Raw genomic sequence first — 22782 nt, 5'->3', positions numbered from 1 at the left:
GCTTCGCAGTCTGTTATAGTGGAGTGGTATGTCTGAAAGGAAAGAAAGGAGCGGTTTAATATGGCAGTCAATTTTTATGACGCAGCATATGATCTTGAAAAAGCACTGCGGAACAGCGACGAATACAGCCGTCTGAAAGGGCTTTACGATCAAGTAAATGCTGATGACTCTGCAAAGCGCATGTTTGATAACTTCCGCAACGTGCAGCTGAATCTTCAGCAAAAGCAAATGTCAGGTGAAGAAATTACTCAGGAAGAGGTAGAGCAAGCGCAAAAAACAGTTGCTCTCGTGCAGCAGCATGAAACAATTTCTCAGCTGATGGAAGCAGAACAGCGCATGAGCATGCTGATCGGCGAATTAAACAAAATTATTATGAAACCTCTTGAAGAGCTTTACGGCAACCCGGAAAATTAATATGCCGAACCCCTCCTTTTGAAAAGGAGGGGTTTTTTATTCGGCGGAAAAATCAAGCGGCCTTTTTACCGTCCCGTTGATGATAATGGTGTGTTTTTGAAATATCATTAAGGTTATTCGCTGCGCTCTTTCTCACATATAATGATTCATTGTTTTAACGCAAGTTCCGGCCAGTCCTTTTGAAAAATGAACGCCAGACATTTGTCCCGGTCAAAAGCCGGGTACGCATTTTTTTGATATTCATCAGGTTTTGAATGAAGTCATCGTTATAAATGCCCTGACTTGTCTGTCACCGCTTTTTTCTTTATTGTATGTGAATATACGTTCCGTCCCGGCTTTTATATTACCTTCAGCACAGGGACCCCCTCTGATTTTTTTAGTTAAAAAAACCCTTGTCTTTTCACAATAAAATTGAGATAATAACTCTGAAAGCGCCTACACTTACAGAATATCAAAGGATACGGTCGCCTATACTGTCTGTTTTTATAGGGGTAGCAACAGAGAGTAAGTGAAACGAGCGCATCAACGGTCAAATAAGGGGTTCCTAATATATTTCGAAAATAGAAATACACATTGGGAGAAAGACAGCAAACGATCGTATCCCAAAAAAGACGACCATTCAAAGTCTGCTGAGGCAGGCTTTTTTGCTGCGGAGAAAAGGTTGTTCTAAACAGAGAGACAGGGTCATATCCTAATGACAAGTACAGTCATCAAGGAGGGGGACTTCTCTGTGTCAAAACAAATGCTGGCGTTAAATATAGATGGGGCGCTTCTTCGGTCTAACGGAAAGCTGCACCAGACGACAAAGGATGCCATCGAATACGTGAAGAAAAAAGGGATTTACGTCACGCTGGTGACAAACCGCCATTTTCGATCCGCTCAAAAGATAGCGAAAACGTTAAAGCTTGACGCAATGCTGATTACCCACAGCGGGGCGTATATCGCCGAAAAAATAGATGAACCGTTTTTGGAAAAGAAAATCTCAGAAGACCACACGTTTAATATTGTGCAGGTGCTGGAAAGCTACCAATGCAACATCCGGCTCCTTCATGAGAAATATTCCATCGGAAACAAGAAAAAAGTGAATTCAAACTTACTGGGGAAAACAATGATCCACCCGTCTGACCCGATTTTTTATCCGGTGCAGTTTGTCGAATCATTAAGTGATTTGCTGCTTGATGAACCCGTCTCGGCGCCCGTCATTGAAGTCTATGCCGAAAGCGGCCTGCAAACTGACATAACGGAAACGATTGTGAAAGCCTTCCCGTCCGTTGATGTGATCCGCATTAACGAGGAAAAGCTGAACATCGTGCCTAAAGGCGTGTCAAAGGAAAGCGGACTGGCGATTGTCGCCGCTGAGCTGGGGCTTTCGATGGAAGAGGTTGTCGCCATTGGCCATCAGGATGATGATCTGCCGATGATTGAGCTTGCCGGGCTCGGTGTAGCCATGGGAAATGCTTCCCATGAAGTAAAAAGAAAAGCGGACTGGGTGACAAGGTCAAATGACGAACAGGGCGTTGCCTATATGATCAAGGAATATTTCCGAATGCAGCAGCGAAAAGGATTTCTCGATAAGTTCCACATGAAACGCTTATAATAAAGAGCCGCAGACACGCAATCGCCGGTCTGCGGCTTTTTCGCGCGGATTGATTTTAGCCTGTTCTTTCTGTACACTAAAGAAAGTTTTGAATCTGAAAAATAAGGTGATCACATTGCAAATAAAAATAGACGGTATTACGGATGACAGGCTGCATCGTCCGCTGCAAAACATCGCGAATTTATTTTTTGAAGAGTGTGTTCTCGTATACGGCGAGACTGACGAACCTTGCGATCTCGTCATCTCTCTCAGCATTTCCCGGAGTGCGGACAGTGTTTCGGTATCAGGAGAAATAAAAGGCACAGCCGTCACGGAACACCACACGAAACAAGTTCTCGCCGGATGGAATGAAAAAGAAGTTTTTAAACAATTAAAAAACACGTTATCATACGTGTATTTAAATCTTCTTCAAGCCCATACAGGCATCACGCAAAAATGGGGAATCTTAACCGGAATCAGACCGACAAAGCTCCTTCATAAAAAACTCCAAAGCGGACAGACGAAGGAGCAAGCGCACGCCGAACTGAAAAAGGATTACTTAATTCATGATGAAAAAATCAATTTGATGCAGGAAATCATCGACCGCCAGCTCGCCGCGGTTCCCGATCTGTACCGGGTCAAAGATGAAGTGAGCATTTATATCGGAATTCCGTTTTGTCCGACGAAATGCGCCTACTGCACCTTCCCCGCTTATGCCATCCAAGGACAGGCCGGAAGAGTCGGCTCTTTTTTATGGGGGCTTCACTATGAGATGCAGAAGATCGGAGAATGGCTGAAGCTGCATGACATCAAGGTAACGACAATCTATTTCGGAGGCGGGACGCCGACGAGCATTACGGCCGAAGAAATGGATCTTTTATATGAAGAAATGGTCCGTTCCTTCCCGAATGTTGAAAACATCAGGGAAATCACGGTCGAGGCGGGGCGTCCTGATACGATAACGGAAGAAAAGCTGGCCGTTTTAAATAAGTATAAAATCGACAGAATCAGCATCAATCCGCAGTCGTACGAAAATGAAACACTGAAGGCGATCGGCAGGCATCACACAGTTGAAGAAACAATCGAAAAATATCATCTTTCCCGCAAGCACGGCATGAATAACATTAACATGGATTTAATTATCGGTTTGCCGGGAGAAGGCGCAGCCGAGTTCAGAAACAGCCTTGATGAAACGGAAAAGCTCATGCCTGAATCCCTGACCGTTCATACGCTTTCCTTTAAACGGGCTTCAGAAATGACGAGAAACAAGCATAAGTATAAGGTCGCTGACAGAGAAGAGGTGTCCCGTATGATGGACGACGCCGTCCGCTGGACAAAAGAGCACGGCTACACTCCGTACTACTTGTACCGTCAGAAAAACATACTCGGAAACCTTGAAAATGTCGGATATTCCATACCGGGACAGGAAAGCATTTATAACATTATGATTATGGAAGAAGTACAGACGATTATCGGTATCGGCTGCGGCGCCGCAAGCAAATTCATTCACCCTGAAACGGGGAACATCACGCATTTTGCGAACCCGAAAGATCCGAAATCATACAATGACCGATTCGAGCATTACACAGAAGAAAAAATAAAATATTTAGATGAAATGTTTGTAAAATCTGCTTTATAAACAGGAAGGCGGCACGCGATCAGCGTGCCGCTTTTTTATGTTTAGCCGGTCGTGAGAAAGGGAAAAGCAGATCAGACAGTTAATCGTAAGAGGTGTAAAACATGTATGATGTTATAGGAGTAGGAATCGGGCCGTTTAATTTAGGACTGGCAGCATTACTGGAGGACATTTCTGAAATAGACGCCCTTTTCTTTGATAAAAAGAAGGAATTTGCGTGGCATCCGGGTCTTTTAATTAAAGGAACGGATTTACAGGTGGCGTTTTTAGCGGATCTTGTTACACTGGCCGATCCGAGAAGCCGTTATACGTTCCTGAATTATCTGCATGAAAATGATCGGCTGTATCGTTTTTATACGTTTAATGAATTCGATATACCGAGACGCGAATTTAATGACTATTTAAGCTGGGCGGCTTCAGAAATCGAGTCGTGCCGTTTCGGCTCAGAGGTCGTTGACGTAAAGGACGCGGACGGATATTATCAAGTCAGCGTAAAAAATACTGAAAACGGAACCGTCACGGAGTATAAAGCGAAACATATCGTAATGGGCACGGGCACTGAGCCGCTTGTTCCGGTTGAGCTTGATGACGATGCGCGGCGGGACACGCTGGTAAGCCCGGAATATTTGTTTCGGAAAGATGAGCTCAGCGGCGCTGAATCAATTACAGTAGTCGGCTCGGGCCAAAGCGCGGCGGAGATATTTTCTGATTTATTGAATGATGAAAAGCACCGCAGCTGCCGGCTGCAGTGGGTGACACGGTCCGCCGGATTCCGTGAATTAGAAACCGCCAAGCTCGGCCAGGAAATGTTTACGCCGGATTACGTGGAATATTTCAATCGGCTTCCTTTCAAAGAACGGCTGAACACGCTCCCTGAGCTGAACGGGCTGCGCCACGGCATTGATTCCGACACGCTTGCGTCCATTTATGACGCCCTGTACCACAGGTCGATCAGCGGCGGCTCGCCTGACGTGTACATTCAGCCGATGGCGGAGCTCAAAGAGATTGAAAAACGTGACGGGCGATGCGTACTGAGCTTTCACCAATGGCAAATGAATGAATCCTTCCAAGTTGATTCAGAAAAAGTCATTTTGGCCACCGGCTTTAAGCCGCATATCCCGAAATGGTTTTCAGCTTTCTCTTCTAAAATTGAGTGGGAAGATGAGAAGCGGTTTAAAGTGACGGATGACTCCCGCCTTGTCTTTAAGGACGGCCGGACACATCATTTTTTCACATTAACGAATCTCGATCATTCTCACGGCACAGGCGCTACGAATTTAAAGCTCTCTGTTTACAGAAATCAAAGAATGATCAATACCATTATGGGAAAAGAGCATTTCTCTATTAAGAAAAAGACGGCTTTTCAGCAATTTCTTCCCGCTCAAAAAAACTGACCCCTTGTGAAAAGAGGTCAGTTTTTTTTATGATCCCGGCTGTTTTTTAGCAGCTGTCTTCCACTTGAATACTTTGTTCAATTGAAGGTATATCCGCTTCGATTCCTTTGTGAGCAAAGGGCCGAGAATCGCAAGAATCAAGACGTACAAAGCAGCGAACGGCTTTAGCGAGGCGGACAGTCCCCCGGCGATGCCGAGATTTGCGACGATGATTGAGAATTCACCGCGTGACACGATCGTCAGCCCGATATTGGATGATGCTTTATGGGAAAGCCCTGCCCGGCGGCCGGCAATCATACCGGCGATAAAGTTCCCGGCAATGGTGAGAAGGACGGCGCCTAAAGCAAGCCATACCGCATCCCCGAGTGAAAACGGGTCAATGCTCAGCCCGAAGCTGAAGAAAAACATGGCCCCGAAAAAGTCCCTGAACGGTACAACGAGGTGTTCAATTCTGTCAGAATGATCCGTTTCCGAAAACACAAGCCCGAGTAAGAGCGCGCCGATCGCTTCAGCGACGTGAATCGTCTCGGAAAAACCGGCGATGAAAAAGAGTGCGGCGAAAATCACGATGACAAACACTTCATTTGAACGGATATCAAGCAGCTTATTCAGAACAGGCGGCAGCTTTCTCGCGGCGATAAAAAACAGCAGCATATAGCCGAGGGCGATCACAATCGACAAGAGCGCGCTTCCGACGGAAGTTGCGTCTCCCAGCACAAGCCCGGAAACGACAGACAAGTATACCGCCAGAAAGATATCCTCAAACATAATAATGCCGAGAATCAATTCTGTTTCCGGATTCGCCGTGCGTTTTAAATCAACCAGCACCTTTGCGACAATAGCGCTCGATGAAATCGTGATGACACCGGCCAGCACAAGCACTTCCAAAAAGGAAAAACCGGTAATAAAGCCGTAAATCAGCCCTAAACTGAAATTTATTAATATATAAATTGTTCCGCCGACGGCTATCGACCGTCCGGATTTGACTAATTTTCCGACTGAGAATTCAAGCCCGAGGTAAAAGAGGAGAAACAGAACACCCATCCGTCCGAAAAACTCAATTACCTCTCCGCTTTCTATAAACCTTAAGTCGATGATTCCTGCTTGGGGCGCGTGCGGCCCGACAAGCATTCCTAAAATAATCAGAAAGGGAATGATCGAAAATTTGATTTTATTTGCGATGACACTCGCAATGGCGACAAGCACAAGCGCCGTTCCGACTTCAAATACAAGATGGTCCATATACCGATCACACTCCGTCTCTTGAAAGGAAGTCTTGAGTCAATTTCTTCAGGTGCTTTCTTTCGCCTGAGAGGACGAGTGTGTCGTTCGCTTCAAGGACGGAATCTGCGCCGGGGTTTAAAAACTTTTTCTGGTTGTGCTTAATGATGGCGATTACAGTCACATCATAGTTCTGGCGCACATCCAGTTCACCGAGCGTCCGCCCGACCGATTTAGCTCCTTTTTCGACTTTAAACCATTCGATAATAAGATCGCTGAACGCCATTTCGATCGATTCGAGCGCCTGCGGTTTGTACACCATCCCGCCGATAATAGCGGCAATCTGCCTCGCCTCGGCATCATCAAGGGAAATACTTGCGAGAAGCTCATCAGGATCCTGGTCATCAAATCGGTAAATTTCCCGTCTGCCGTCATCATGTATGATAATCGTCATTTTTTCCTGATTTCTCGTTTCGATTTCAAATTTTTTACCGATGCCGGGCAAATCGTTTTCTTTAATATTCATAAAAAATCCCTCCGGAATGTACTGTTTTTAGACTATAAATTCAGACTGGCACTGATCATCGGTTTGATGCCGGAGGTAATTGGACTGGTATTGTATCGGAATGGCGCATGTCCTTTCCAATGTGGATTCGATGAATTGATCAAGAGGTTTGACTGATAACAGGCCGATCATCCGGGATAACACGCTGTACCCCTTTGACAGGTCTTGCGGTGAAGTTTTCGCGTATGCAGGCGTTTTTGCCGACACCGTTTCCTGCGGGTACACCGAGATTTGGACGTGGCTGTCCGCTTCTGTCACAGTTTGGGAAAGCAAGACCACATCTGAAGAGGGGAACAGCACCATAAATATGCACAGCACGAAGCTGAGTATCACGTATTTCATTATTTCTGTCCCCCCTTTTTTCATGTATGTCAATTTCACTATATAAAAATGTATGATCGGTTTCAAATGATATGCATTTTTCAGTATCTATTGACCTTGAAAAATAAAGGAGATTGGCTTCGTCGGAAGGAATATATAAATTGAACAAAAAATGTAAGCGGATACAAGGGGGAATTGTAATGGAGTATATTCAATATGAAGAAAAGGGAAAGATTGCAGAAATTATACTGAACCGGCCTGACAGCTACAACGCGCTGAATGAACAAATGCTGCGGGAATTGGAAAACGCGTGTATCATGGCCGCTGAAAGTGACGCGCTTATCGTTTTACTGAGAGGGGAAGGCAGAGGCTTTTCCGCCGGCGGCGATATTCAAATGATGACGTCAGCTCATGATGCCGGGCAATATGAACGGCTGATGAAAATGATCGAATCGATTACGCTGACACTCTATGATATGAAAAAAATAGTGATAGCCGCCATTCACGGCGCCGCAGCTGGGCTTGGGCTGAGCTTTGCGCTGTGCGCTGATGTCGTGCTCGCTGAACAAAATGCCCGCCTCGCGATGAATTTTATCGGGATCGGACTTGTTCCTGATGGAGGCGGCCATTATTTATTAATGAGACGCGTCGGAGAAATGGAAGCGAAAAAGCTGATTTGGAGCGGTGAAAAACTGCCGGCCGAGGAGGCGGTGCGCAAGAAGCTGGCGGACGGGCTTTTCAGCGGTGATCCGAAAACGGGGGCGAAGCCTTACATCGACCGTTTGTTAAACGCGCCTTTATCGGCGATGATTGAAACAAAAGCCATTTATAACAGTCTTCATATGAACCGATTAAAAGACGTCCTTTCTCTTGAACGAAAGGCCCAGGAAAATATGAGAAAAACGGATGACCATAAAGAAGGCATCCGCGCGTTTTTAGAAAAACGAACTCCGCAATTTAACCGATAAAAAACAGAAGCCGGAAAGCTTCTGTCATCTGTGGAATAAAATCAGCTTTCCGGCCTCGTTTACTAGTCGATGCGTATGATTCTCCAGCTTTTTTTCCTTTAATAATGCTTCTCCGGCGGCCTTCGCCTTTTGCTCATTTTCAGCTTCAATCCGTTCATTGAGCAGCGTTTCCCCGGACGGATGGAATGCGGTTAATACATATTGCCCCATCTCGTCACCTCCTTTGTATGATCATATTCTGAAAAAAAATTCAAAATCCTCCATTAATTTTTACCCATTAATAGTATATAATGGGTCAGGGAAGGAGTTGGATCAGTGCTTACAATTGATCATGTTACGAAAAAATTCGGCAGCTTCACGGCTGTTGACGATTTGCATTTAGAAATACCTGAAAGAGAAATGTTCGGTCTGCTCGGTGCAAACGGAGCAGGGAAAACGACGACTTTTCGGATGATTTTAGGTCTGTTAAGCATCACTGACGGCGCGATCAGCTGGAAAGGCCGTCCCGTTGACTACTCAATCAGCGAAAAAATCGGCTACCTGCCTGAAGAACGCGGACTGTATCCGAAAATAAAGGTGAAGGACCAGCTTGTCTATCTTGCGAGATTAAAAGGCATGGGAAAAAAAGAAGCCGAAAAAGAACTTGTCACATGGCTTGAGAGGTTCGGCATCACAGAATACGAGAATAAGAAAGTCGAAGAGCTGTCAAAAGGCAATCAGCAAAAAATACAGTTCATTTCTGCCGTGCTTCATAAACCTGAACTGTTAATTCTCGATGAACCTTTCAGCGGACTTGACCCGGTCAATGTGGAGCTTTTAAAAGAAGCCGTTATTTCTATGAAAAACAGCGGTGTTTCCATCGTTTTTTCAAGTCACCGGATGGAGCATGTGGAGGAGCTTTGCGAAAATCTGTGCATTTTGCAGAAGGGGAAGCCGGTCGTTCAAGGGAACCTCAAAGAAATTAAACGATCCTTCGGCAAAAAAAATATCACGATTCATTCAGATGACGATCTCAGCTTTTTAAAAACGCATGAAGGCGTAGTCAAATGGAAGGAAACAAATGACGGGATCAGGCTGCAGATTGAAAACGAACCGGTTTCTCAAGATATTTTCTCAGCTTTGCAAGGGAAGGGATTTATTCGGAAGTTTGAACTGGAAGAGCCGTCACTTCATGATATTTTTATAGAAAAGGTGGGGGCTGTCTATGAATAAATTTTCCATCATGATGTTTCATACATACAAAAACAAAATCACGACAAAGTCATTTATTATCACAACGGCTATTACAGTATTAATGGTTTTATTTGTGACCAATCTGCAATCCATTATTTCCGTATTTCAACCGGGAGATGAAAAGCAGGAAATTGCAGTGATTGACGAAACGGGCGAGCTGTATCCGGTGTTTGCGAAACAGCTTCAAGCGGCGGATACCGATCATGAATTGCAAGTCCTGCACACGAAACAATCAAAGCAAGAGGCAGTGAAGAAGATCAAAGACGGGGCATGGGACGGGCTGTTTATCATCAAGCGAGATCAAAAGGGAACGATATCGGGAGCCTATCAGGCATTGACCATCTCTAATGAATCAGCGTACAAACTGCTCAAACAGGCGTTGACTCAGACAAAAACCGCTGTCGAAACGGCCAAACTCGGCGTCTCAGATGAAGCGGTCAGCAGTCTGTACACGCCTGCTGAAGTCAGCAAAAAGGCGCTGGAAAAAGGTGCGAAGTCTGAGGAAGAGCTCGGCCAGGTGATGGGCCTTGTATACATTATGCTGTTTGTCATCTATTTTGCCGTGATCTTGTACGCAAGCATGATTGCGATGGAGGTAGCGACGGAAAAATCCTCCAGGGTGATGGAAATTCTGATTTCAAGCATGCCGCCGATTCAGCAGATGTTTGCCAAACTGTTCGGCATCGCGCTTGTGGGAATCACCCAATTCGCTATTTTGCTGACAGCGGGTTATCTCTCGCTGACGCTGAATCATCAGAATCAAGCATCATCGCCTGTCAGCCAGTTTCTCAACTTTGCTGACGTTCCGGTCTCAACGGTCATATATGCTGTCATTTTCTTTTTGCTCGGCTATTTTCTTTATGCCACGCTTGCCGCGTTTCTCGGCAGCGTTGTCAGCCGGATAGAAGACGTGCAGCAGACTATTCAGCCGATGACCTTTTTAGTCGTAGCCGGCTTTATGATCGCGATGTTCGGTCTCGGCCGGCCTGATGCGGGTTTTATTACCGTCACATCGTACATTCCGTTTTTTACGCCGATGATTATGTTTTTACGCGTCGGCATGCTCGATATTCCGTTTTGGCAGGTTGCTGTCGGCATCGGTCTGACATTAGTCACCATTCTGATCCTGGCAGTTATCGGCGCAAGAATTTATAAAGGCGGCGTGTTGATCTACGGAAATGCCGGCGGCTTCAAAGCAATCAAACAAGCGCTTCGCATCTCCAAACAATAAGAGAAACAGCCTGGGGCATCCGGGCTGTTTTTTTTATAAGGCAGAACGTGCATTCGTACAAAAACGATGCTAAAATAAGGGTACTTCAACCTACAGAAAGGGGAGGGCGCGATGGCTGATTTGACGTTTATTCACGCCGCCGACCTGCATCTCGACAGCCCATTTTACGGCATCTCGCATCTGCCTGAACCGGTATATGCCCGCATTAAAGAAAGCACCTTTCACAGCGTCACCCGGCTTATAGACGATGCTCTCCGGGAAAAAGCAGATTTCGTGCTGCTTTCGGGGGATTTGTTTGACGAAGCCAACAGAAGCTTAAAAGCCCAGCTTTTTTTAAGAAAACAGTTTACAAGATTACAAGAGGCGGAAATCCAAGTGTTCGTCATTTTCGGAAACCATGACCACTTGGGCGGTGACTGGACACCGATTGAATGGCCCGAAAACGTACATATTTTCACATCAGATATACCTGAGGAAAAATCCTATTTTAAAAACGGAGAGCTTACGGCAAGCATATACGGATGCAGCTATCCGGAAAGAACCGTGACGGTCAATCAGGCCGCACGTTACCGAAAAGCAACCGGCGCACCCTTTCATATCGGCATGCTGCACGGCACGTTATCAGGAGCGGAGGGCCATGATCCGTACAGCCCGTTTACGAAAGAAGATCTCGAAAAAAGCGGCATGGATTACTGGGCGCTCGGACATATTCATAAGCGGCAGGTCCTTTCCTCCCGTCACCCGGCAGCCATCTATCCCGGCAATATTCAAGCCCGCCATTTGAAGGAAACAGGGCCTAAAGGATATTATCTCGTCCGGGTGACAAACGGAGACATTTCCTATGAGTTTAAACAAGCGCACGATATTTTGTGGGAAGAAATTGAGCTTGATATCTCAGGCGCTGAACAGATGACGTCTCTTATGAAAGCAGTGTCATCCGCGTTTGCCGGCTTGCGCGCGGCAGGCCGTCCGGCGTGTGTCAAGCTTGTGCTGTGCGGTGAATCGCCCCGTTTTTGGACAGAGGCGCCAATCGGCATCACAGAAGAGCTTCTTTCCGCCTTACAGGAAGAAGAGGCGGAAGAGGAATGTTTCGTCTGGCCGCTTGCGATTGAGGATCGGACAGATCAAAAAAACAGCGGTCAGCCGATTGACCCGTTTTTTGGAGGGCTGTTTCAAGACATCGAGCAGTGCGGGGACATGAACGAAGTGTTCGAAGCACTGGAGCGCCATCCCGTGTACCGGAGGCAGATGCCTTCCTTTGCAGATGAGGATATACGGGACATTAAGCAGCAGGCACAAACCGTGCTGAAACACCAGATGAAGGAGCTTGGAACATGAACATAACGGCGCTTCATATTTATCAGTACGGAAAGTTTTCCAATCAAACCTTTCAGCTGGCAGCACCTCCTGTACAAGTCATCTACGGACTAAACGAAGCCGGCAAAACGACAATGATGTCCTTTATCAAAAGCGTGCTGTTCGGTTTCCCGAAGTCAAAAAAATATGAACCGAAAAACGGCGGCGTCTACGGCGGCGTTGTGGAACTGAATCATGAAACATACGGTGCGCTGAAAATTGAACGGACAAAAGGCGCGGCTGAAAAAATCAGAGTCTACACGTCCGCAGGCGAGGTAAAGGACGGGGAATGGCTAAAACAGCTTCTTTCAAATACAGACCGGGCGTTATACGAAGCGATATATGCTTTTGATGTATTCGGGCTTCAGGAGATTCATGCCTTCAATCGTGACAAAATCGGCGAGTTTCTGCTGTTTTCCAGCTTATTCGGATCAGAGGCGGTATCAAAGCTTGATAGCAGGCTGGCTAAAGAGCTGGACCGAATTTATAAACCTAACGGGCGGAATCCCCGCTTAAACCAAGAGCTGGAAACATTAAAGCAGCTTGCCGCAAAGCTTAAACAGGCAGAATCAGCGGAAGCAGGTTATCACCGGCTCCTTGAGGAGAAAAACAATGCCGGCGCCCGTTTGCATGATGCAGCAGCAGAGCTGGCGGCGTTATCTGAAGAGATCAGAATGGTAGAAACGGCAATTGCAGTCAAGCCGCTTGAAGATCAAAAAACAGCGCTGGAGAGCGAGCTTGCCTCCTATCCTGAATCACTGAAGCTATTCCCCGGCGACGGGATGCATCAGCTTGAAAAATACGAATCGCATCTCCATCCGAAAGCGGCGCGGCTTGAAGCGCTTCGGGCAAAAGCGGCGGAAATCCGACGGCAGGCCGATCAGCTCGCTCCGGATGAAGACATGTTACAGAATGAGCGGATTTTACAGGAGCTGTCAAGTGAACAGCATATGTACCAATCCCGCGGCGAGCAGCTTGCCGCCATTCAAGCCCGGCTCCGGCAAACATCTGCCCGCGTTGCTTCAGGCTTACAGCAGCTCGGCAAACGGGAGGAAGAGGACATTCTTTCGTTAAACACCGCATACGAGTATGAATGGCAGCTGCAAGAGGCCTCACAAAACGCCGGACAAGCGAGAGACAGGAAATCACAGCTCGATGACATGTTCGAACAAGCACGGCTGGAGCTGGAGGAAGCCGAGCGAAAGCATGATATGACAGCGGCAAATATAGTTGATCCGGCTGTCAGAAAAGAAAAAGAAGCCGCTTTAGAAGCGTATAAGCAAACGGCAGATACAGAAGGGCATGAACTGCAGACTCAGCTTCAGCTGCTGGAAAAACAGCGGGCCAAACAAAAAAAACTGTTTCTCGGTGCGGGCATTCTGGTCATTGCCATTTTCATCATGTTAAAGGAATGGCTTCCCGCTGCCGTATGTCTCGGCGCTCTTTTGCTGTACTTCCTGTTAGGCAAACAAAAATCAGCGCCGCCAGAGAGAAACCAGACCGGCCTTCAAAAGCGGGAGCAGCTGATGTCAAAAGAAGCGGCTGACCTGCTGCAGGAAGAGCTTTGGCGTGACGATCAGCACAGACAGCAGCTGATCGCGGATCGCGCCGTGCTTGAGCAGAAAGAAGCCGCGTACGAAAGAATCATCCGCCAATATGAAGAATGGGAAGCCGAAATGGCGCCGTTCCAACAAAAAGCGGAGCGTTTTATGAAGGAGCTGGGATTTACAGGCGACCCGTCCTGCCTTCTTGACGTATATCATCTAATGAAAGACGTGAAGAACGAAATCCGGCGAAAGCACGAGCTGACCATTGAAGCGGGCAGGCTGCAAAAGCTTCAACGGGCGTTTGAAGAACGCGTCCGCAAGCTAAGCGAATCATTAAGCGGTCAAGAGCTGTCCGTAAAAGAAACATTGCATACTTTACTCGCACAGGGAGAACGGGCGCGCGAGGCTGCGAAACGCAAACAGGCGCTTGAAACGGATCTGCTGCATACAGAAGAGCAAATGCGTGAATTGAACGAAGAAATTCATTACTATGAGGAACAGGTAAAACAGCTTTTTAAGGCGGCGGGCGCAAAAAAACGTGAACAGTTTTGTGCGCTGGCCAAGCTGAATGAAAGCCGCCAAGAAACAGAACGCAAGCTTCATGAGATCAACACGCAATTGTCAGGCATAAGCGGTGCGGAATTAAAACCGCACCTGAGCCGCAATGTACCTGAGCTGGAAAGTATGCTCATTCGGAAACAGGAAGCGAAAGAAAAGCTTGAGGATAAAGCCGGACATCTCCGTGAGCAAATCGCTTTGCTCGCGGTTAAGCAGGAGCAGCTGGAGGCTTCAGGACTTGTATCCGACTTAAAGCAGCAGACGGAAATGCAAAGGGAGCGCGTCAAACACTCGGCTAAGGAGTGGGCTGCGCTGCAAACGATCCGGCATGTGATCAGGCAAAAAATAGAGCGGCATAAAAAAGTCACGCTTCCGCGGCTGTTAGAAACGGCGGGAACGTTATTCGAACCGCTTACCGGCGGCCGCTATGAGAGAATTTATTTCTCCGAGGCGGATGACTCCATTATGGTCATGCGGAAGGACGGAGCCGTCTTTTCTGCCGGAGAGCTGTCACAAGCAACGTGCGAGCAGCTTTATGCGGCCATCCGCTTTGCCCTTGCGGCAGAGCGGGACTCTGCCGTGTCACTTCCGTTTTTACTGGATGACAGTTTCGTCCATTTTGACAGACAGCGTCTGACGCGGCTGTTTGATGCGCTGGAGCATCTGACAGAAGGCGGGCGGCAGGTGCTTTATTTCACCTGCCATGAGCATGTCAGACAGTCGTTTCAAAGCGAAAATGTCATGCAGCTGCTGTCATAAAAGAGTTTATTTTCTAAAAAGAGGTATGTGCTATACTGGTATTATGTAAGATATGGAGGGAGCTTTAATAGAATGGCAAAAGGTATTATGCTGCACGAGGTTGGCGAGCAGGTCGAACAATATTTACTGATTAAATCCTCGACGAAAGGAATTGCGAGCAACGGAAAACCGTTTTTGACGTTAATGCTGCAAGACCAATCGGGGGATATCGAAGCGAAGCTGTGGGATGCCAAGCAAAGCGATGAAGTGACATATGCGCCGCAGACGATTGTGAAAGTGATCGGGGACGTTCATCATTACCGGGGGCGCAACCAGCTCAAGCTGAGAAACATCCGGCCCGCAGGTGAACATGAAAATGTCAGCATTGACGATTTTCTTGAAACAGCGCCGATGCCAAAAGATGAAATGATGGATCTCATCACTCAATATATTTTTGAAATGAAAAATTCGAACATCCAGCGGATTACAAGACATCTGGTGAAAAAATACGCCGCTGAGTTTATGGATTATCCGGCTGCTGCTAAAAATCACCATGAGTTCGTCTCAGGGCTTGCGTATCATGTCGTTTCCATGCTGAAGCTGGCTGAAGCGATTGCCGATTTATATCCGTCGCTTGACCGTGACCTATTGTATGCCGGCGTGATTCTGCATGATCTCGGCAAGGTAAAAGAGCTTTCAGGCCCTGTATCCACAACGTACACGGTGGAAGGGAATTTGCTCGGGCACATTTCAATCATGGTGACAGAGCTTTCAAAAGCTGCTGAAGAGCTTCAAATTGATGCTGAAGAGGTGTTAATCCTGAAGCATTTAATTTTGAGCCATCACGGAAAAGCGGAATGGGGGAGCCCGAAACCGCCGATGGTGAAAGAAGCGGAAATTCTGCATTACATTGACAACCTTGATGCGAAAATGATCATGATGGACAGAGCGCTTGAACGTGTCAAACCGGGCGAATATACAGAGCGCGTCTTTGCGCTTGAAAACCGCTCTTTCTACAAACCGACTTTTCATCAATAAGCAGAAAAAAGGACGGATCCCCGTGATCGGTCCTTTTTTTATATCAGTCTCACATAACTTGTCTTTCTCCCGCATAGCTTAGAGTAAAGACTCTACGTAAAAAGGGAGGAAAACGCCGTGTTATTTTTTCCATGGTGGGTGTACCTTTGCATTATCGGAATTATTTTCAGCGCCTATAAGCTTTTCGCCACAGCGAAAGAGGAGGAAAAGCTCGATCAGTCGTTTATTGAAAAGGAAGGGAGAATCTATATCGAACGGATGGAGCAAGAACGGGAGCGCCGTTTGGCAGCGCCTGAACATGATAACGGCGAAGCTGAAGAAAACTCCAATCATTCGATCGCATAAAAAAAACTGTGCGGCTCGCGAAGAGCCTGCACAGTTTTTTATTTAGAAGAGCTTGAGCTGCTTGTTGTATTAAATGTGTCTTTCAAGTCTTTATCTTCTACTTTTACGTCAGCTTTTTTCATGACTTTCTGAATCGCTGCTTGTACAGCTGTGTTGTCGTTTAATTTCTGATCAAGAACTTCTTGTTTCAGTTCTTTTTTCATGTCGTTATATTTGCCGCGTTCTTCTGTCTTTTTAATGATATGGTAGCCGAACTTCGTTTTTACAGGATCACTGACTTGTCCGACCTTCAGCTTGAATGCCTCGTCACTGAATGCTGAAACCATTGATTTTTTATCAAACCAGCCGAGATCGCCGCCGTTGCTTTTGGAGCTGTCAGTTGAGTATTCTTTCGCAAGCGTTTCAAACTTCTCGCCTTTTTTCAGCTTTTTCTCCACTTCGTCAGCCGTCTTTTTGTCAGCAACAAGGATGTGGCTTGCGCGGATTTTACCTTTTAAGCCGTCATAGTATTCTTTCGTGTCGGCATCTGTCACCGTGATGTTGTCTTTCGCCGCTTTTTGGGCGAGCAGTTCGTACTTCACCTGATCCTTCAGGTAGTCTTCGCCGTACTGTTGTTTCATGGCAGTATACTGGTCGCCGAGCTGTGTTTTATACTCATCCAGCTTGTTATTGATTTCTTTATCTGATACTTTGTATTTTTTTGCTAATACCTTTTCTTGTACGAGCTGTGTCAGGACGCTTGCTCCTGCTGTTTTTTTCATATTCGTGTAGAGCTCGCCTTTCGTTACATTGCCGGCATCCGTCTTGGCAATCACGTCATTGTCACCGCTGCTGCAAGCGCTGAGAGCCAGGACGCTTGTCGCCGTAATAGCTGCTATTGCGATTTTCTTCATTCCTTTAAACACTCCTAATCATTCCAAATTAAATTGCATATGCGTATCATAACATATTGTGGCTTTCTGTAAAAAGATTTTAAATAAAGGGCATTCGTCTAGTCAAACTTTTTCCTGATACATACAAATATATTGATCAAGAAAAGGAGGTAATGAACCATGAGCGGAGGATATTCAAACGGTTTTGCGCTGCTCGTTGTACTGTTCATTTTGCTTATTATCGTAGGTGCAGCGTACATTTATTAAGCGAGTCGGATCGCTTTTTCTAAAAGCGGTCCCTTTTCTATCCCAGGGCGCCTAATCGTTTCAGCAGTTCACTGCATATGATGTAATTGGAAAAATAAAACGTTTTGTAGGAGGTGCTTTTTTAGATGGGTGAAGTATTTGCAGGCGGTTTTGCATTGTTGGTCGTGCTATTCATCTTATTGATCATCATCGGCGCTTCTTGGCTGTACTAGGGCAAAAAAATATGGCTGTCCGCGTTATACGCCGGCAGCCATATTTTTTTGCCCATTTAGACAGTAAAGGAGATCTCGACAAAAGAAGAGATCAATAAAATTAAAATAGATACGTTAATAAAGCGGAATACCTTATCCTGCCGGTCTTCAGGAATCTCTCTGACAAGGCATAATGTATTTGTGAGCCTGTTTATGAAATAAAGGATAAACAAGGCAGCCACGATAAAATAGAATAAAATAATGGGAGATTCCCCCTCTCTCTGAACTGCTCCCATATTACATTACCAAATATTTATTGAAAAAGATAGAATGTAAGCTGAAAAATCAGCGGGACATCAAGACTCCGGCAATTTTTTTACTAAAATATCGAAACCGTCGGATTCCTGATCGATTAAGCATGATTTGGGCGCTTTCATCAAATGCAGCGCAAACAGAAGATCGGGCAGGCAGTAGCCTGCATGGATGCTTGAAATCATATAAAAATAATGGGCGTGGCTCGGAAACGCCAGCCCGGCATAAAATAACACCGGCGTGATCAATAAAAACGGGCTTACCGTTGAAATCAGCATGGTCGTTCTCGGTATCCGTTTCCATGTCGGCATCCGCAAAAAATCCATCTTCATTTCCTTTTTTCTTTTTTTGCAGATCATCGGCAGGACATGTATGACTTTATGTGAAAATAAAGTAACGACAAGCAAAACGCAAAAGAGAGGTACGTAACCGTCATTTAAACTGATATTCGGCCGCAAAAGCCCAAACGCTAAAAAGTTAGATATAAAAAACAGGATCATAAAACCTACAGCAGTTAATAGTAAACGAACCGCACCATAATCTTTGACCAGATTAATGGTTTTCCAGCAATTCATCAGAGTCATCCTTCCGTACAATGATGGAATACAATCTCAAAATAATTTACTCTCTTCGGGAGAAAAAATCAATCCTTTTTTAGAGAAAAAAATAAACCCTGTGAGGGAAGGAGAGAAGAGACCGGTGAAACATGGAAATGTACGGTTAAAGCTTTCTTCTCCATGCATTATCAGCTAAAATAAGATTAAAGATAGAAAGAAGTGAAACGGATGGATTCAATGGATCAGCGTATCGGGCGGTTAGAATATTACATACAATTGCTGGTGAAAACGGTAGATATGGATAAGTACCCTTTTTATGCGATGATGATTGAAAAAGGGCTGACCGAAGAGGAAGGGGAAGAGGTCGGGCGGATATGCCGCGAGTTAGAGGACGAGCTGAGGTCGCAAAAAGCGCAAGGTTTTGTGACATTCGATAAGCTCCTTGCGCTTTTTGCGGGACAGCTGAACGAAAAATTAGATGTCCATGAAACTATTTTTGCTCTGTACGAGCAGGGGCTTTATACTGCGCTGATGGAAGAATTTATTGAGATCATGAAGCATTTTGATTAACTGTTTATCGGTTCCAGTTCTTCTGCTGTTTCATGGACGGCCTGTTCGCCCGCTTTCTTCTTCAGCTTTCCGTCTTCACTTTCAAAATCATTGTTAATATTCGTCAGTGATTTTTCGAATATCTCCATAAAATCATCACCGTAAATGTGGCGGATGACACAAGTTAATTCCTCGACCTCCGGGAACTTCCCGAATAAGTGATAAAGAGGCTGAGAGCCTTTAAAAACTGCGTTTCTCGTCGGGTCAAACTCCTCAAGCAGACTTTCGAATACATTTACACCTTCTTCGGTTAACTGAATGTACGTGTTTCGTTTGTCATTCAGCCGTTTGGAAAACTTCAAATACCCGCGTTCTTCAAGTTTCTTCGAAAAATTAAATGCCGTTGATACGTGCATGACCCCGAATTTTGCGATTTCAGAAATCGATGCTCCCTTAAGCTGATAAGCAATCCATAAAATATGATGCTCATTGATATTAAGGTCATACGGTTTCAGCCAATTCTGCCAATCCTTTTCTATTGATTTCCAAAGGGCTTTTGACAGCTGCGCCATTTTTTGAGTGTAGATCAGTGCTTCTTTTAGATCGTAAGGCGGTTCAACACGATTCAATCCGATCACCTGCTTCTCATTTTCTTTTTCTCTATTATGCCAATAAAATAAAGATTAATAAAGATGAAAATTTAAGAATTTTATAATAAATTCTTGATCCGTTGCTGGCAAAGGCTTTAAGTACAAGAAAAAAGTGCGGGACGCAATGTGTCCGCACTTTTTTTGATTGGATAGGATATTAGTTTTGTAAGGTTTTCTCCAGCTGTCTGATTTTTTCTTCAATATCAGCGATTTCCTTTTGGAGATCCTGCTGGTGCGGCTTGATTTCCTCCTGCCACTTTTTGATGCTCGTCTGCAATTCTCCGCCTACGTCTTTAATGACTTCAGCGCTTTCTTTCGCCGTTTGGACAAGCTGGTCCTTCAGCGCTTTGCCGTCTGTTTTTAACCGTTTAATCGTGTCCTCAATGGAATTGCAATTTTCTTTAATTTTGCCCCGCAGCTCTTTCCCGGATGAAGGAGCCGAAAGTAAAACTGCCGCTCCTCCGATCAATCCGCCTACGAAAAGGCCTGTTAAAAGGGAACGTCCGTCAGCCATTTGAAATCACCCCGTTTTTTTTCTCACAAGCTTTTATCATTTTTGTTCAGAAGAATAAACTTCTATACATAGCTTGCTTTATTTTAGCATATTTTTTAAGGGAAAAGGAGGGAGAAGGTTGTCTGTCTTTATGATTGTTTTATCTTGTATGGCTCTTATTTTTGCGGCGGGCGCCGTTTATTACCTGAAATTGCTCGGCCAAGCCGCTTCTTATCCGCCGAAGCGGGTCGTCCGTCAAAAAGCCATTGTCTGCTCAACAGGAACCGCCCTCACATTGTTCCTTATTTTTTTCACAAAACTTCTGTTATGAAACATGCCGAAACACATTAAAAAACCTCTTCCGGAGCGGAAGAGGTTTAGGTATGCGATTATTTCGCCGTTTCCAGCATATTAGACCGTCTTAAGATTGTTTGCACAATCGGATGCATAATGATCATGGCAATGCCGTTCAGCGCTGCAGCCGGAAGGACGACCGCAAGTACAAGGGCTGTGAATCCGCCGGGCAGACCGACGATGAGCAGGGCCAATCCTAAAAAGATCATTCCTGAAATGAATGTGCCGATCACCGTAATCACCGCAGCCGAAGCTGTTTTAGCGCTCTTTTTGATCAGCAGCACCAGCGCGAGAAACAGAAACGCCGTCACCGGTTTTTCAATGATGTTCGGAAACTGGCCGCCCGGAAATGATGTCGTAAGCGCGGAAATGATTCCCGTCACAATCCCGATCATCAGTACGTTCTGCACCCGGGGGAATAACAGGATTCCCATAAACATCATCACAAGCATCATATCGGGTTTCATCCCGAATAATACAGGCGGCATGACGGAATGAAGCACCGCCCCGATTGCCGCAAACAGGGCCATAATGACTAATTCTTTTGTTTTCATACTATGCTCTCCTCTGCTAAGCTTTCTTGCCATCCAATAATATGCTCGTCATTTATTGCGATGGCCGGAAATATTGATATGCAAACAGTATATCAAAGGAACCGTTTTGATAGAAGAATTTTTATTCGTTTTCCTGCTGGAACTTTCTCATAAACTGATCCAGTTTTTCACAATCAGCCAGGCTGACTGCGTTGTAGATGGACGCTCTGCAGCCGCCGACAGAGCGGTGTCCGGCGAGTCCCGTCATTTTAGCGGCTTTCGCTTCTTCAACGAATTTTTTCGTAAGGCTGTCTTCGCGAAGCGTGAATGTCACGTTCATGTGAGATCGGCTGTCCTTTTCAGCATGGCCGGCATAAAAGCCGCCGCTTTTGTCAATCGCGCTGTAAATGATATCAGCCTTTTGCTGATTCCGTTGTTCAGCCGCTTCAACGCCCCCTTTTTCAGACAGCCATTCAAGGACGAGGCTCAGCATGTAAATCGCAAATGTCGGCGGCGTGTTATACAGCGAGTCTGCTTTTGTATGCGTAGAGTATTTCAGGATCTTAGGAACGTTTTCATTTTCTTTTTCAAGCCAAGCTTTCTTCATAATGACAACTGTGACACCGGACGGCCCGAGATTTTTCTGGGCTCCGCCGTAAATCACGTCAAACTTGGAGACGTCGATCTTTCTGCTCAGAATGTCGCTTGACATATCGGCCACGAGCGGAATCGGCGAATTCGGGAACTCCTTCCATTGCGTCCCGAAAATCGTGTTGTTGGACGTAATGTGCAAGTAGGCGCCGTCATTGATTCCGGTGAGGTCAGCTTCCGGGATATGGTTGTGGTTTAAATCTGCGCTCGTTGCTGTCACCGATGTTTGCCCGAACAGCTTCGCTTCGGCAAGGGCTTTTTCAGACCAAGCGCCTGTCACGATGAAATGAGCCGTTTTATCAGGTGTTAAGAAGTTCATCGGCAGCATTGAAAATTGAAGGCTTGCGCCGCCTTGGAGGAACAAAATGTCATAATCGTCCGGAATGCCCATCAGCTCTTTTAAAAGGCTTTTCGCTTTTTGATGCACCGCCTCATATTCGCTGCTTCGGTGAGACAGCTCCATGACGGACATGCCGCTTTCATTGAAGTTGACAAATTCTTTCTGTGCTTTTTGCAGCACACCTAAAGGAAGGGCTGCCGGTCCTGCGTTGAAATTAGTTGTACGTTCCATGATTTCGATCTCTCCCTGTTTCCGCTTTAGTTAAAAAATAATAAAATAATCCTATCACAATTTTTTGTATTTTTTGATATAAAAAATTAGAATTGTTTAAGTTTTTTATTTTTTCGGACGTAAAAAAACCTCATCATCAAGATGAGGCAAGGCGCTTTCTGACAGAGGACGCGATCGTTTGCAGGTCGTCAGGCGTATAGTCTTCGGTATGTGTCTTCCAGACGGCTCCGAAACCGTCGCCTTTTCCGTAACGCGGAATAATATGAATATGAAAATGGAATACCGATTGGCCGGCTTTTTCACCGTTATTATTAAGAATGTTCAGCCCGATCGGCTCAAATTCATCACGAATGGCGCGCGCGACTTTCGGCACAGCTTCAAAATATTCTTTAGAAAGCTCCGGTGTAAACTCGTACACGTTTTCAATATGTGTTTTCGGAATGACGAGGGTGTGGCCTTTCGTCACCTGGCTGATGTCAAGAAACGCAACGACGTGTTCATTTTCGTATACTTTTGAAGACGGAATGTCACCGGATATGATTTTACAGAAAATACAATCGTCCGCTTTATGCATGGATGGGTTCCTCCCTAAAATGAAATATATGTATAATCTCATCGTACCACAAAACCGCTGAAAACAG

At 45.7% G+C, this 22782-nt stretch carries 27 protein-coding genes; 15 read left to right on the top strand and 12 right to left on the bottom strand.

Annotated features, from left to right (window positions below):
• Window positions 1–60: 60 nt before the first annotated feature.
• The 4 genes from KY305_RS07670 (at window position 61) to KY305_RS07655 (ending at window position 5020) form a co-directional block, all read left to right on the top strand.
• The gene (locus tag KY305_RS07670; RefSeq protein ID WP_214800703.1) at window positions 61–414 is read left to right on the top strand and encodes a YlbF/YmcA family competence regulator; all 354 of its coding nucleotides are present in this window, start codon (window positions 61–63) and stop codon (window positions 412–414) included.
• A 730-nt stretch (window positions 415–1144) separates the two neighbouring features.
• Window positions 1145–2011, top strand: coding sequence for a Cof-type HAD-IIB family hydrolase (locus KY305_RS07665; RefSeq protein WP_223062032.1), 867 nt, complete (start codon window positions 1145–1147; stop codon window positions 2009–2011).
• A 115-nt stretch (window positions 2012–2126) separates the two neighbouring features.
• Window positions 2127–3629 (top strand): coproporphyrinogen III oxidase, encoded by a 1503-nt coding sequence (locus KY305_RS07660; protein ID WP_223062031.1) that lies wholly within the window; start codon window positions 2127–2129, stop codon window positions 3627–3629.
• Between the two features lie 101 nt (window positions 3630–3730).
• On the top strand, window positions 3731–5020 hold the full coding sequence (locus tag KY305_RS07655) for a lysine N(6)-hydroxylase/L-ornithine N(5)-oxygenase family protein (protein ID WP_223062030.1): 1290 nt from the start codon (window positions 3731–3733) through the stop codon (window positions 5018–5020).
• Window positions 5021–5047: 27 nt separating this feature from the next.
• Here the strand turns inward: KY305_RS07655 and KY305_RS07650 are convergent, their stop codons facing one another.
• Genes KY305_RS07650 through KY305_RS07640 form a run of 3 tightly spaced genes read right to left on the bottom strand, consistent with a single transcriptional unit; the run spans window position 5048 to window position 7148 of the window.
• Window positions 5048–6262, bottom strand: a complete 1215-nt coding sequence (locus KY305_RS07650; protein ID WP_223062029.1) for a cation:proton antiporter — start codon at window positions 6260–6262, stop codon at window positions 5048–5050.
• A 7-nt stretch (window positions 6263–6269) separates the two neighbouring features.
• The gene (locus KY305_RS07645) at window positions 6270–6767 is read right to left on the bottom strand and encodes a cation:proton antiporter regulatory subunit (RefSeq protein WP_223062028.1); all 498 of its coding nucleotides are present in this window, start codon (window positions 6765–6767) and stop codon (window positions 6270–6272) included.
• Window positions 6768–6794: 27 nt separating this feature from the next.
• Window positions 6795–7148 (bottom strand): hypothetical protein, encoded by a 354-nt coding sequence (locus tag KY305_RS07640; protein ID WP_223062027.1) that lies wholly within the window; start codon window positions 7146–7148, stop codon window positions 6795–6797.
• A gap of 179 nt (window positions 7149–7327) precedes the next feature.
• Between KY305_RS07640 and KY305_RS07635 the strand changes: the two genes are divergently transcribed.
• A complete protein-coding gene (locus KY305_RS07635) occupies window positions 7328–8095 on the top strand; it encodes an enoyl-CoA hydratase (protein WP_223062026.1) in 768 nt (255 codons plus the stop codon).
• Between the two features lie 24 nt (window positions 8096–8119).
• On the opposite strand, the gene KY305_RS07630 is transcribed toward KY305_RS07635, so the two are convergent.
• Window positions 8120–8305, bottom strand: a complete 186-nt coding sequence (locus tag KY305_RS07630; protein WP_223062025.1) for a YhzD family protein — start codon at window positions 8303–8305, stop codon at window positions 8120–8122.
• A 105-nt stretch (window positions 8306–8410) separates the two neighbouring features.
• On the opposite strand from KY305_RS07630, the gene KY305_RS07625 reads away from it, so the two are divergent.
• The 6 genes from KY305_RS07625 (at window position 8411) to KY305_RS07600 (ending at window position 16141) form a co-directional block, all read left to right on the top strand.
• Entirely contained in the window at window positions 8411–9307 is an 897-nt protein-coding gene (locus KY305_RS07625) for an ABC transporter ATP-binding protein (RefSeq protein WP_223062024.1), read from the top strand.
• The gene (locus KY305_RS07620) at window positions 9300–10559 is read left to right on the top strand and encodes an ABC transporter permease (RefSeq protein ID WP_223062023.1); all 1260 of its coding nucleotides are present in this window, start codon (window positions 9300–9302) and stop codon (window positions 10557–10559) included. Before KY305_RS07625 ends, KY305_RS07620 begins: the two co-directional genes overlap by 8 nt.
• Window positions 10560–10670: 111 nt before the next feature.
• On the top strand, window positions 10671–11897 hold the full coding sequence (locus KY305_RS07615) for a metallophosphoesterase family protein (protein WP_223062022.1): 1227 nt from the start codon (window positions 10671–10673) through the stop codon (window positions 11895–11897).
• Window positions 11894–14779 (top strand): ATP-binding protein, encoded by a 2886-nt coding sequence (locus tag KY305_RS07610; protein WP_223062021.1) that lies wholly within the window; start codon window positions 11894–11896, stop codon window positions 14777–14779. The genes KY305_RS07615 and KY305_RS07610 overlap by 4 nt, the downstream gene beginning before the upstream one ends.
• A 72-nt stretch (window positions 14780–14851) precedes the next feature.
• A complete protein-coding gene (gene yhaM / locus KY305_RS07605; RefSeq protein WP_223062020.1) occupies window positions 14852–15796 on the top strand; it encodes a 3'-5' exoribonuclease YhaM in 945 nt (314 codons plus the stop codon).
• 117 nt (window positions 15797–15913) lie between these two features.
• On the top strand, window positions 15914–16141 hold the full coding sequence (locus KY305_RS07600; protein WP_214800719.1) for a sporulation YhaL family protein: 228 nt from the start codon (window positions 15914–15916) through the stop codon (window positions 16139–16141).
• Between the two features lie 38 nt (window positions 16142–16179).
• Here the strand turns inward: KY305_RS07600 and KY305_RS07595 are convergent, their stop codons facing one another.
• Window positions 16180–17034 carry a peptidylprolyl isomerase gene (locus KY305_RS07595; protein ID WP_223062019.1) on the bottom strand — a complete coding sequence of 285 codons (855 nt, stop codon included), beginning with the start codon at window positions 17032–17034 and terminating at the stop codon, window positions 16180–16182.
• A gap of 159 nt (window positions 17035–17193) precedes the next feature.
• Between KY305_RS07595 and yhzE1 the strand changes: the two genes are divergently transcribed.
• Window positions 17194–17280: a sporulation protein YhzE1 gene (yhzE1, locus tag KY305_RS07590; protein ID WP_003327753.1), complete on the top strand. Its 87-nt coding sequence runs from the start codon at window positions 17194–17196 to the stop codon at window positions 17278–17280.
• A gap of 125 nt (window positions 17281–17405) precedes the next feature.
• On the top strand, window positions 17406–17492 hold the full coding sequence (gene yhzE2 / locus KY305_RS07585) for a sporulation protein YhzE2 (RefSeq protein WP_003155248.1): 87 nt from the start codon (window positions 17406–17408) through the stop codon (window positions 17490–17492).
• 56 nt (window positions 17493–17548) lie between these two features.
• Here the strand turns inward: yhzE2 and KY305_RS07580 are convergent, their stop codons facing one another.
• Window positions 17549–17767 carry a hypothetical protein gene (locus KY305_RS07580; RefSeq protein WP_003155245.1) on the bottom strand — a complete coding sequence of 73 codons (219 nt, stop codon included), beginning with the start codon at window positions 17765–17767 and terminating at the stop codon, window positions 17549–17551.
• 60 nt (window positions 17768–17827) lie between these two features.
• The gene (locus tag KY305_RS07575; RefSeq protein WP_223062018.1) at window positions 17828–18358 is read right to left on the bottom strand and encodes a DUF3267 domain-containing protein; all 531 of its coding nucleotides are present in this window, start codon (window positions 18356–18358) and stop codon (window positions 17828–17830) included.
• Between the two features lie 210 nt (window positions 18359–18568).
• Here KY305_RS07575 and KY305_RS07570 point away from each other — a divergent pair, with 210 nt between their 5' ends.
• On the top strand, window positions 18569–18910 hold the full coding sequence (locus KY305_RS07570) for a YhaI family protein (RefSeq protein ID WP_061521442.1): 342 nt from the start codon (window positions 18569–18571) through the stop codon (window positions 18908–18910).
• Here the strand turns inward: KY305_RS07570 and KY305_RS07565 are convergent.
• Window positions 18907–19518, bottom strand: coding sequence for an HTH-type transcriptional regulator Hpr (locus KY305_RS07565; RefSeq protein ID WP_223062017.1), 612 nt, complete (start codon window positions 19516–19518; stop codon window positions 18907–18909). The two genes, KY305_RS07570 and KY305_RS07565, sit on opposite strands and share 4 nt — an antisense overlap.
• A gap of 178 nt (window positions 19519–19696) precedes the next feature.
• Window positions 19697–20053 carry a YtxH domain-containing protein gene (locus tag KY305_RS07560; protein WP_223062016.1) on the bottom strand — a complete coding sequence of 119 codons (357 nt, stop codon included), beginning with the start codon at window positions 20051–20053 and terminating at the stop codon, window positions 19697–19699.
• A 118-nt stretch (window positions 20054–20171) separates the two neighbouring features.
• Between KY305_RS07560 and yhzF the strand changes: the two genes are divergently transcribed.
• On the top strand, window positions 20172–20363 hold the full coding sequence (yhzF, locus tag KY305_RS07555; protein WP_223062015.1) for a membrane protein YhzF: 192 nt from the start codon (window positions 20172–20174) through the stop codon (window positions 20361–20363).
• Window positions 20364–20421: 58 nt separating this feature from the next.
• On the opposite strand, the gene KY305_RS07550 is transcribed toward yhzF, so the two are convergent.
• From KY305_RS07550 to KY305_RS07540, 3 genes are all read right to left on the bottom strand, one after another.
• Window positions 20422–20940 (bottom strand): tryptophan transporter, encoded by a 519-nt coding sequence (locus KY305_RS07550; protein ID WP_223062014.1) that lies wholly within the window; start codon window positions 20938–20940, stop codon window positions 20422–20424.
• 121 nt (window positions 20941–21061) lie between these two features.
• Window positions 21062–22141: a 3-phosphoserine/phosphohydroxythreonine transaminase gene (gene serC / locus KY305_RS07545; RefSeq protein WP_223062013.1), complete on the bottom strand. Its 1080-nt coding sequence runs from the start codon at window positions 22139–22141 to the stop codon at window positions 21062–21064.
• Between the two features lie 136 nt (window positions 22142–22277).
• Complete coding sequence (locus KY305_RS07540) at window positions 22278–22715, bottom strand: HIT family protein (protein WP_223062012.1); 438 nt, start codon at window positions 22713–22715, stop codon at window positions 22278–22280.
• Window positions 22716–22782: the final 67 nt, after the last annotated feature.

Origin of the sequence: Bacillus sp. YC2 (assembly GCF_019891195.1) — a bacterium.
In the GTDB taxonomy this organism is placed as follows: Bacteria; Bacillota; Bacilli; order Bacillales; family Bacillaceae; genus Bacillus.
The sequence above is the reverse complement of the archived record's forward strand: the minus strand, read 5'-3'. Positions and strand labels throughout refer to the sequence as shown.

Excerpts from the sequence above, each read along its gene's own strand:
- KY305_RS07615 (WP_223062022.1), top strand. The coding sequence starts at position 10,671 with ATGGCTGATTTGACGTTTATTCACGCCGCCGACCTGCATCTCGACAGC.
- KY305_RS07570 (WP_061521442.1), top strand. The coding sequence starts at position 18,569 with ATGGATTCAATGGATCAGCGTATCGGGCGGTTAGAATATTACATACAA.
- KY305_RS07575 (WP_223062018.1), bottom strand. The coding sequence starts at position 18,358 with ATGAATTGCTGGAAAACCATTAATCTGGTCAAAGATTATGGTGCGGTT.
- KY305_RS07635 (WP_223062026.1), top strand. The coding sequence starts at position 7,328 with ATGGAGTATATTCAATATGAAGAAAAGGGAAAGATTGCAGAAATTATA.
- KY305_RS07595 (WP_223062019.1), bottom strand. The coding sequence starts at position 17,034 with ATGAAGAAAATCGCAATAGCAGCTATTACGGCGACAAGCGTCCTGGCT.
- KY305_RS07540 (WP_223062012.1), bottom strand. The coding sequence starts at position 22,715 with ATGCATAAAGCGGACGATTGTATTTTCTGTAAAATCATATCCGGTGAC.
- KY305_RS07650 (WP_223062029.1), bottom strand. The coding sequence starts at position 6,262 with ATGGACCATCTTGTATTTGAAGTCGGAACGGCGCTTGTGCTTGTCGCC.
- KY305_RS07645 (WP_223062028.1), bottom strand. The coding sequence starts at position 6,767 with ATGAATATTAAAGAAAACGATTTGCCCGGCATCGGTAAAAAATTTGAA.
- yhaM (WP_223062020.1), top strand. The coding sequence starts at position 14,852 with ATGGCAAAAGGTATTATGCTGCACGAGGTTGGCGAGCAGGTCGAACAA.
- KY305_RS07550 (WP_223062014.1), bottom strand. The coding sequence starts at position 20,940 with ATGAAAACAAAAGAATTAGTCATTATGGCCCTGTTTGCGGCAATCGGG.
- yhzE1 (WP_003327753.1), top strand. The coding sequence starts at position 17,194 with ATGAGCGGAGGATATTCAAACGGTTTTGCGCTGCTCGTTGTACTGTTC.
- KY305_RS07655 (WP_223062030.1), top strand. The coding sequence starts at position 3,731 with ATGTATGATGTTATAGGAGTAGGAATCGGGCCGTTTAATTTAGGACTG.
- KY305_RS07620 (WP_223062023.1), top strand. The coding sequence starts at position 9,300 with ATGAATAAATTTTCCATCATGATGTTTCATACATACAAAAACAAAATC.
- serC (WP_223062013.1), bottom strand. The coding sequence starts at position 22,141 with ATGGAACGTACAACTAATTTCAACGCAGGACCGGCAGCCCTTCCTTTA.
- KY305_RS07630 (WP_223062025.1), bottom strand. The coding sequence starts at position 8,305 with ATGGGGCAATATGTATTAACCGCATTCCATCCGTCCGGGGAAACGCTG.
- yhzE2 (WP_003155248.1), top strand. The coding sequence starts at position 17,406 with ATGGGTGAAGTATTTGCAGGCGGTTTTGCATTGTTGGTCGTGCTATTC.
- KY305_RS07670 (WP_214800703.1), top strand. The coding sequence starts at position 61 with ATGGCAGTCAATTTTTATGACGCAGCATATGATCTTGAAAAAGCACTG.
- KY305_RS07560 (WP_223062016.1), bottom strand. The coding sequence starts at position 20,053 with ATGGCTGACGGACGTTCCCTTTTAACAGGCCTTTTCGTAGGCGGATTG.
- KY305_RS07640 (WP_223062027.1), bottom strand. The coding sequence starts at position 7,148 with ATGAAATACGTGATACTCAGCTTCGTGCTGTGCATATTTATGGTGCTG.
- KY305_RS07610 (WP_223062021.1), top strand. The coding sequence starts at position 11,894 with ATGAACATAACGGCGCTTCATATTTATCAGTACGGAAAGTTTTCCAAT.
- KY305_RS07580 (WP_003155245.1), bottom strand. The coding sequence starts at position 17,767 with ATGGGAGCAGTTCAGAGAGAGGGGGAATCTCCCATTATTTTATTCTAT.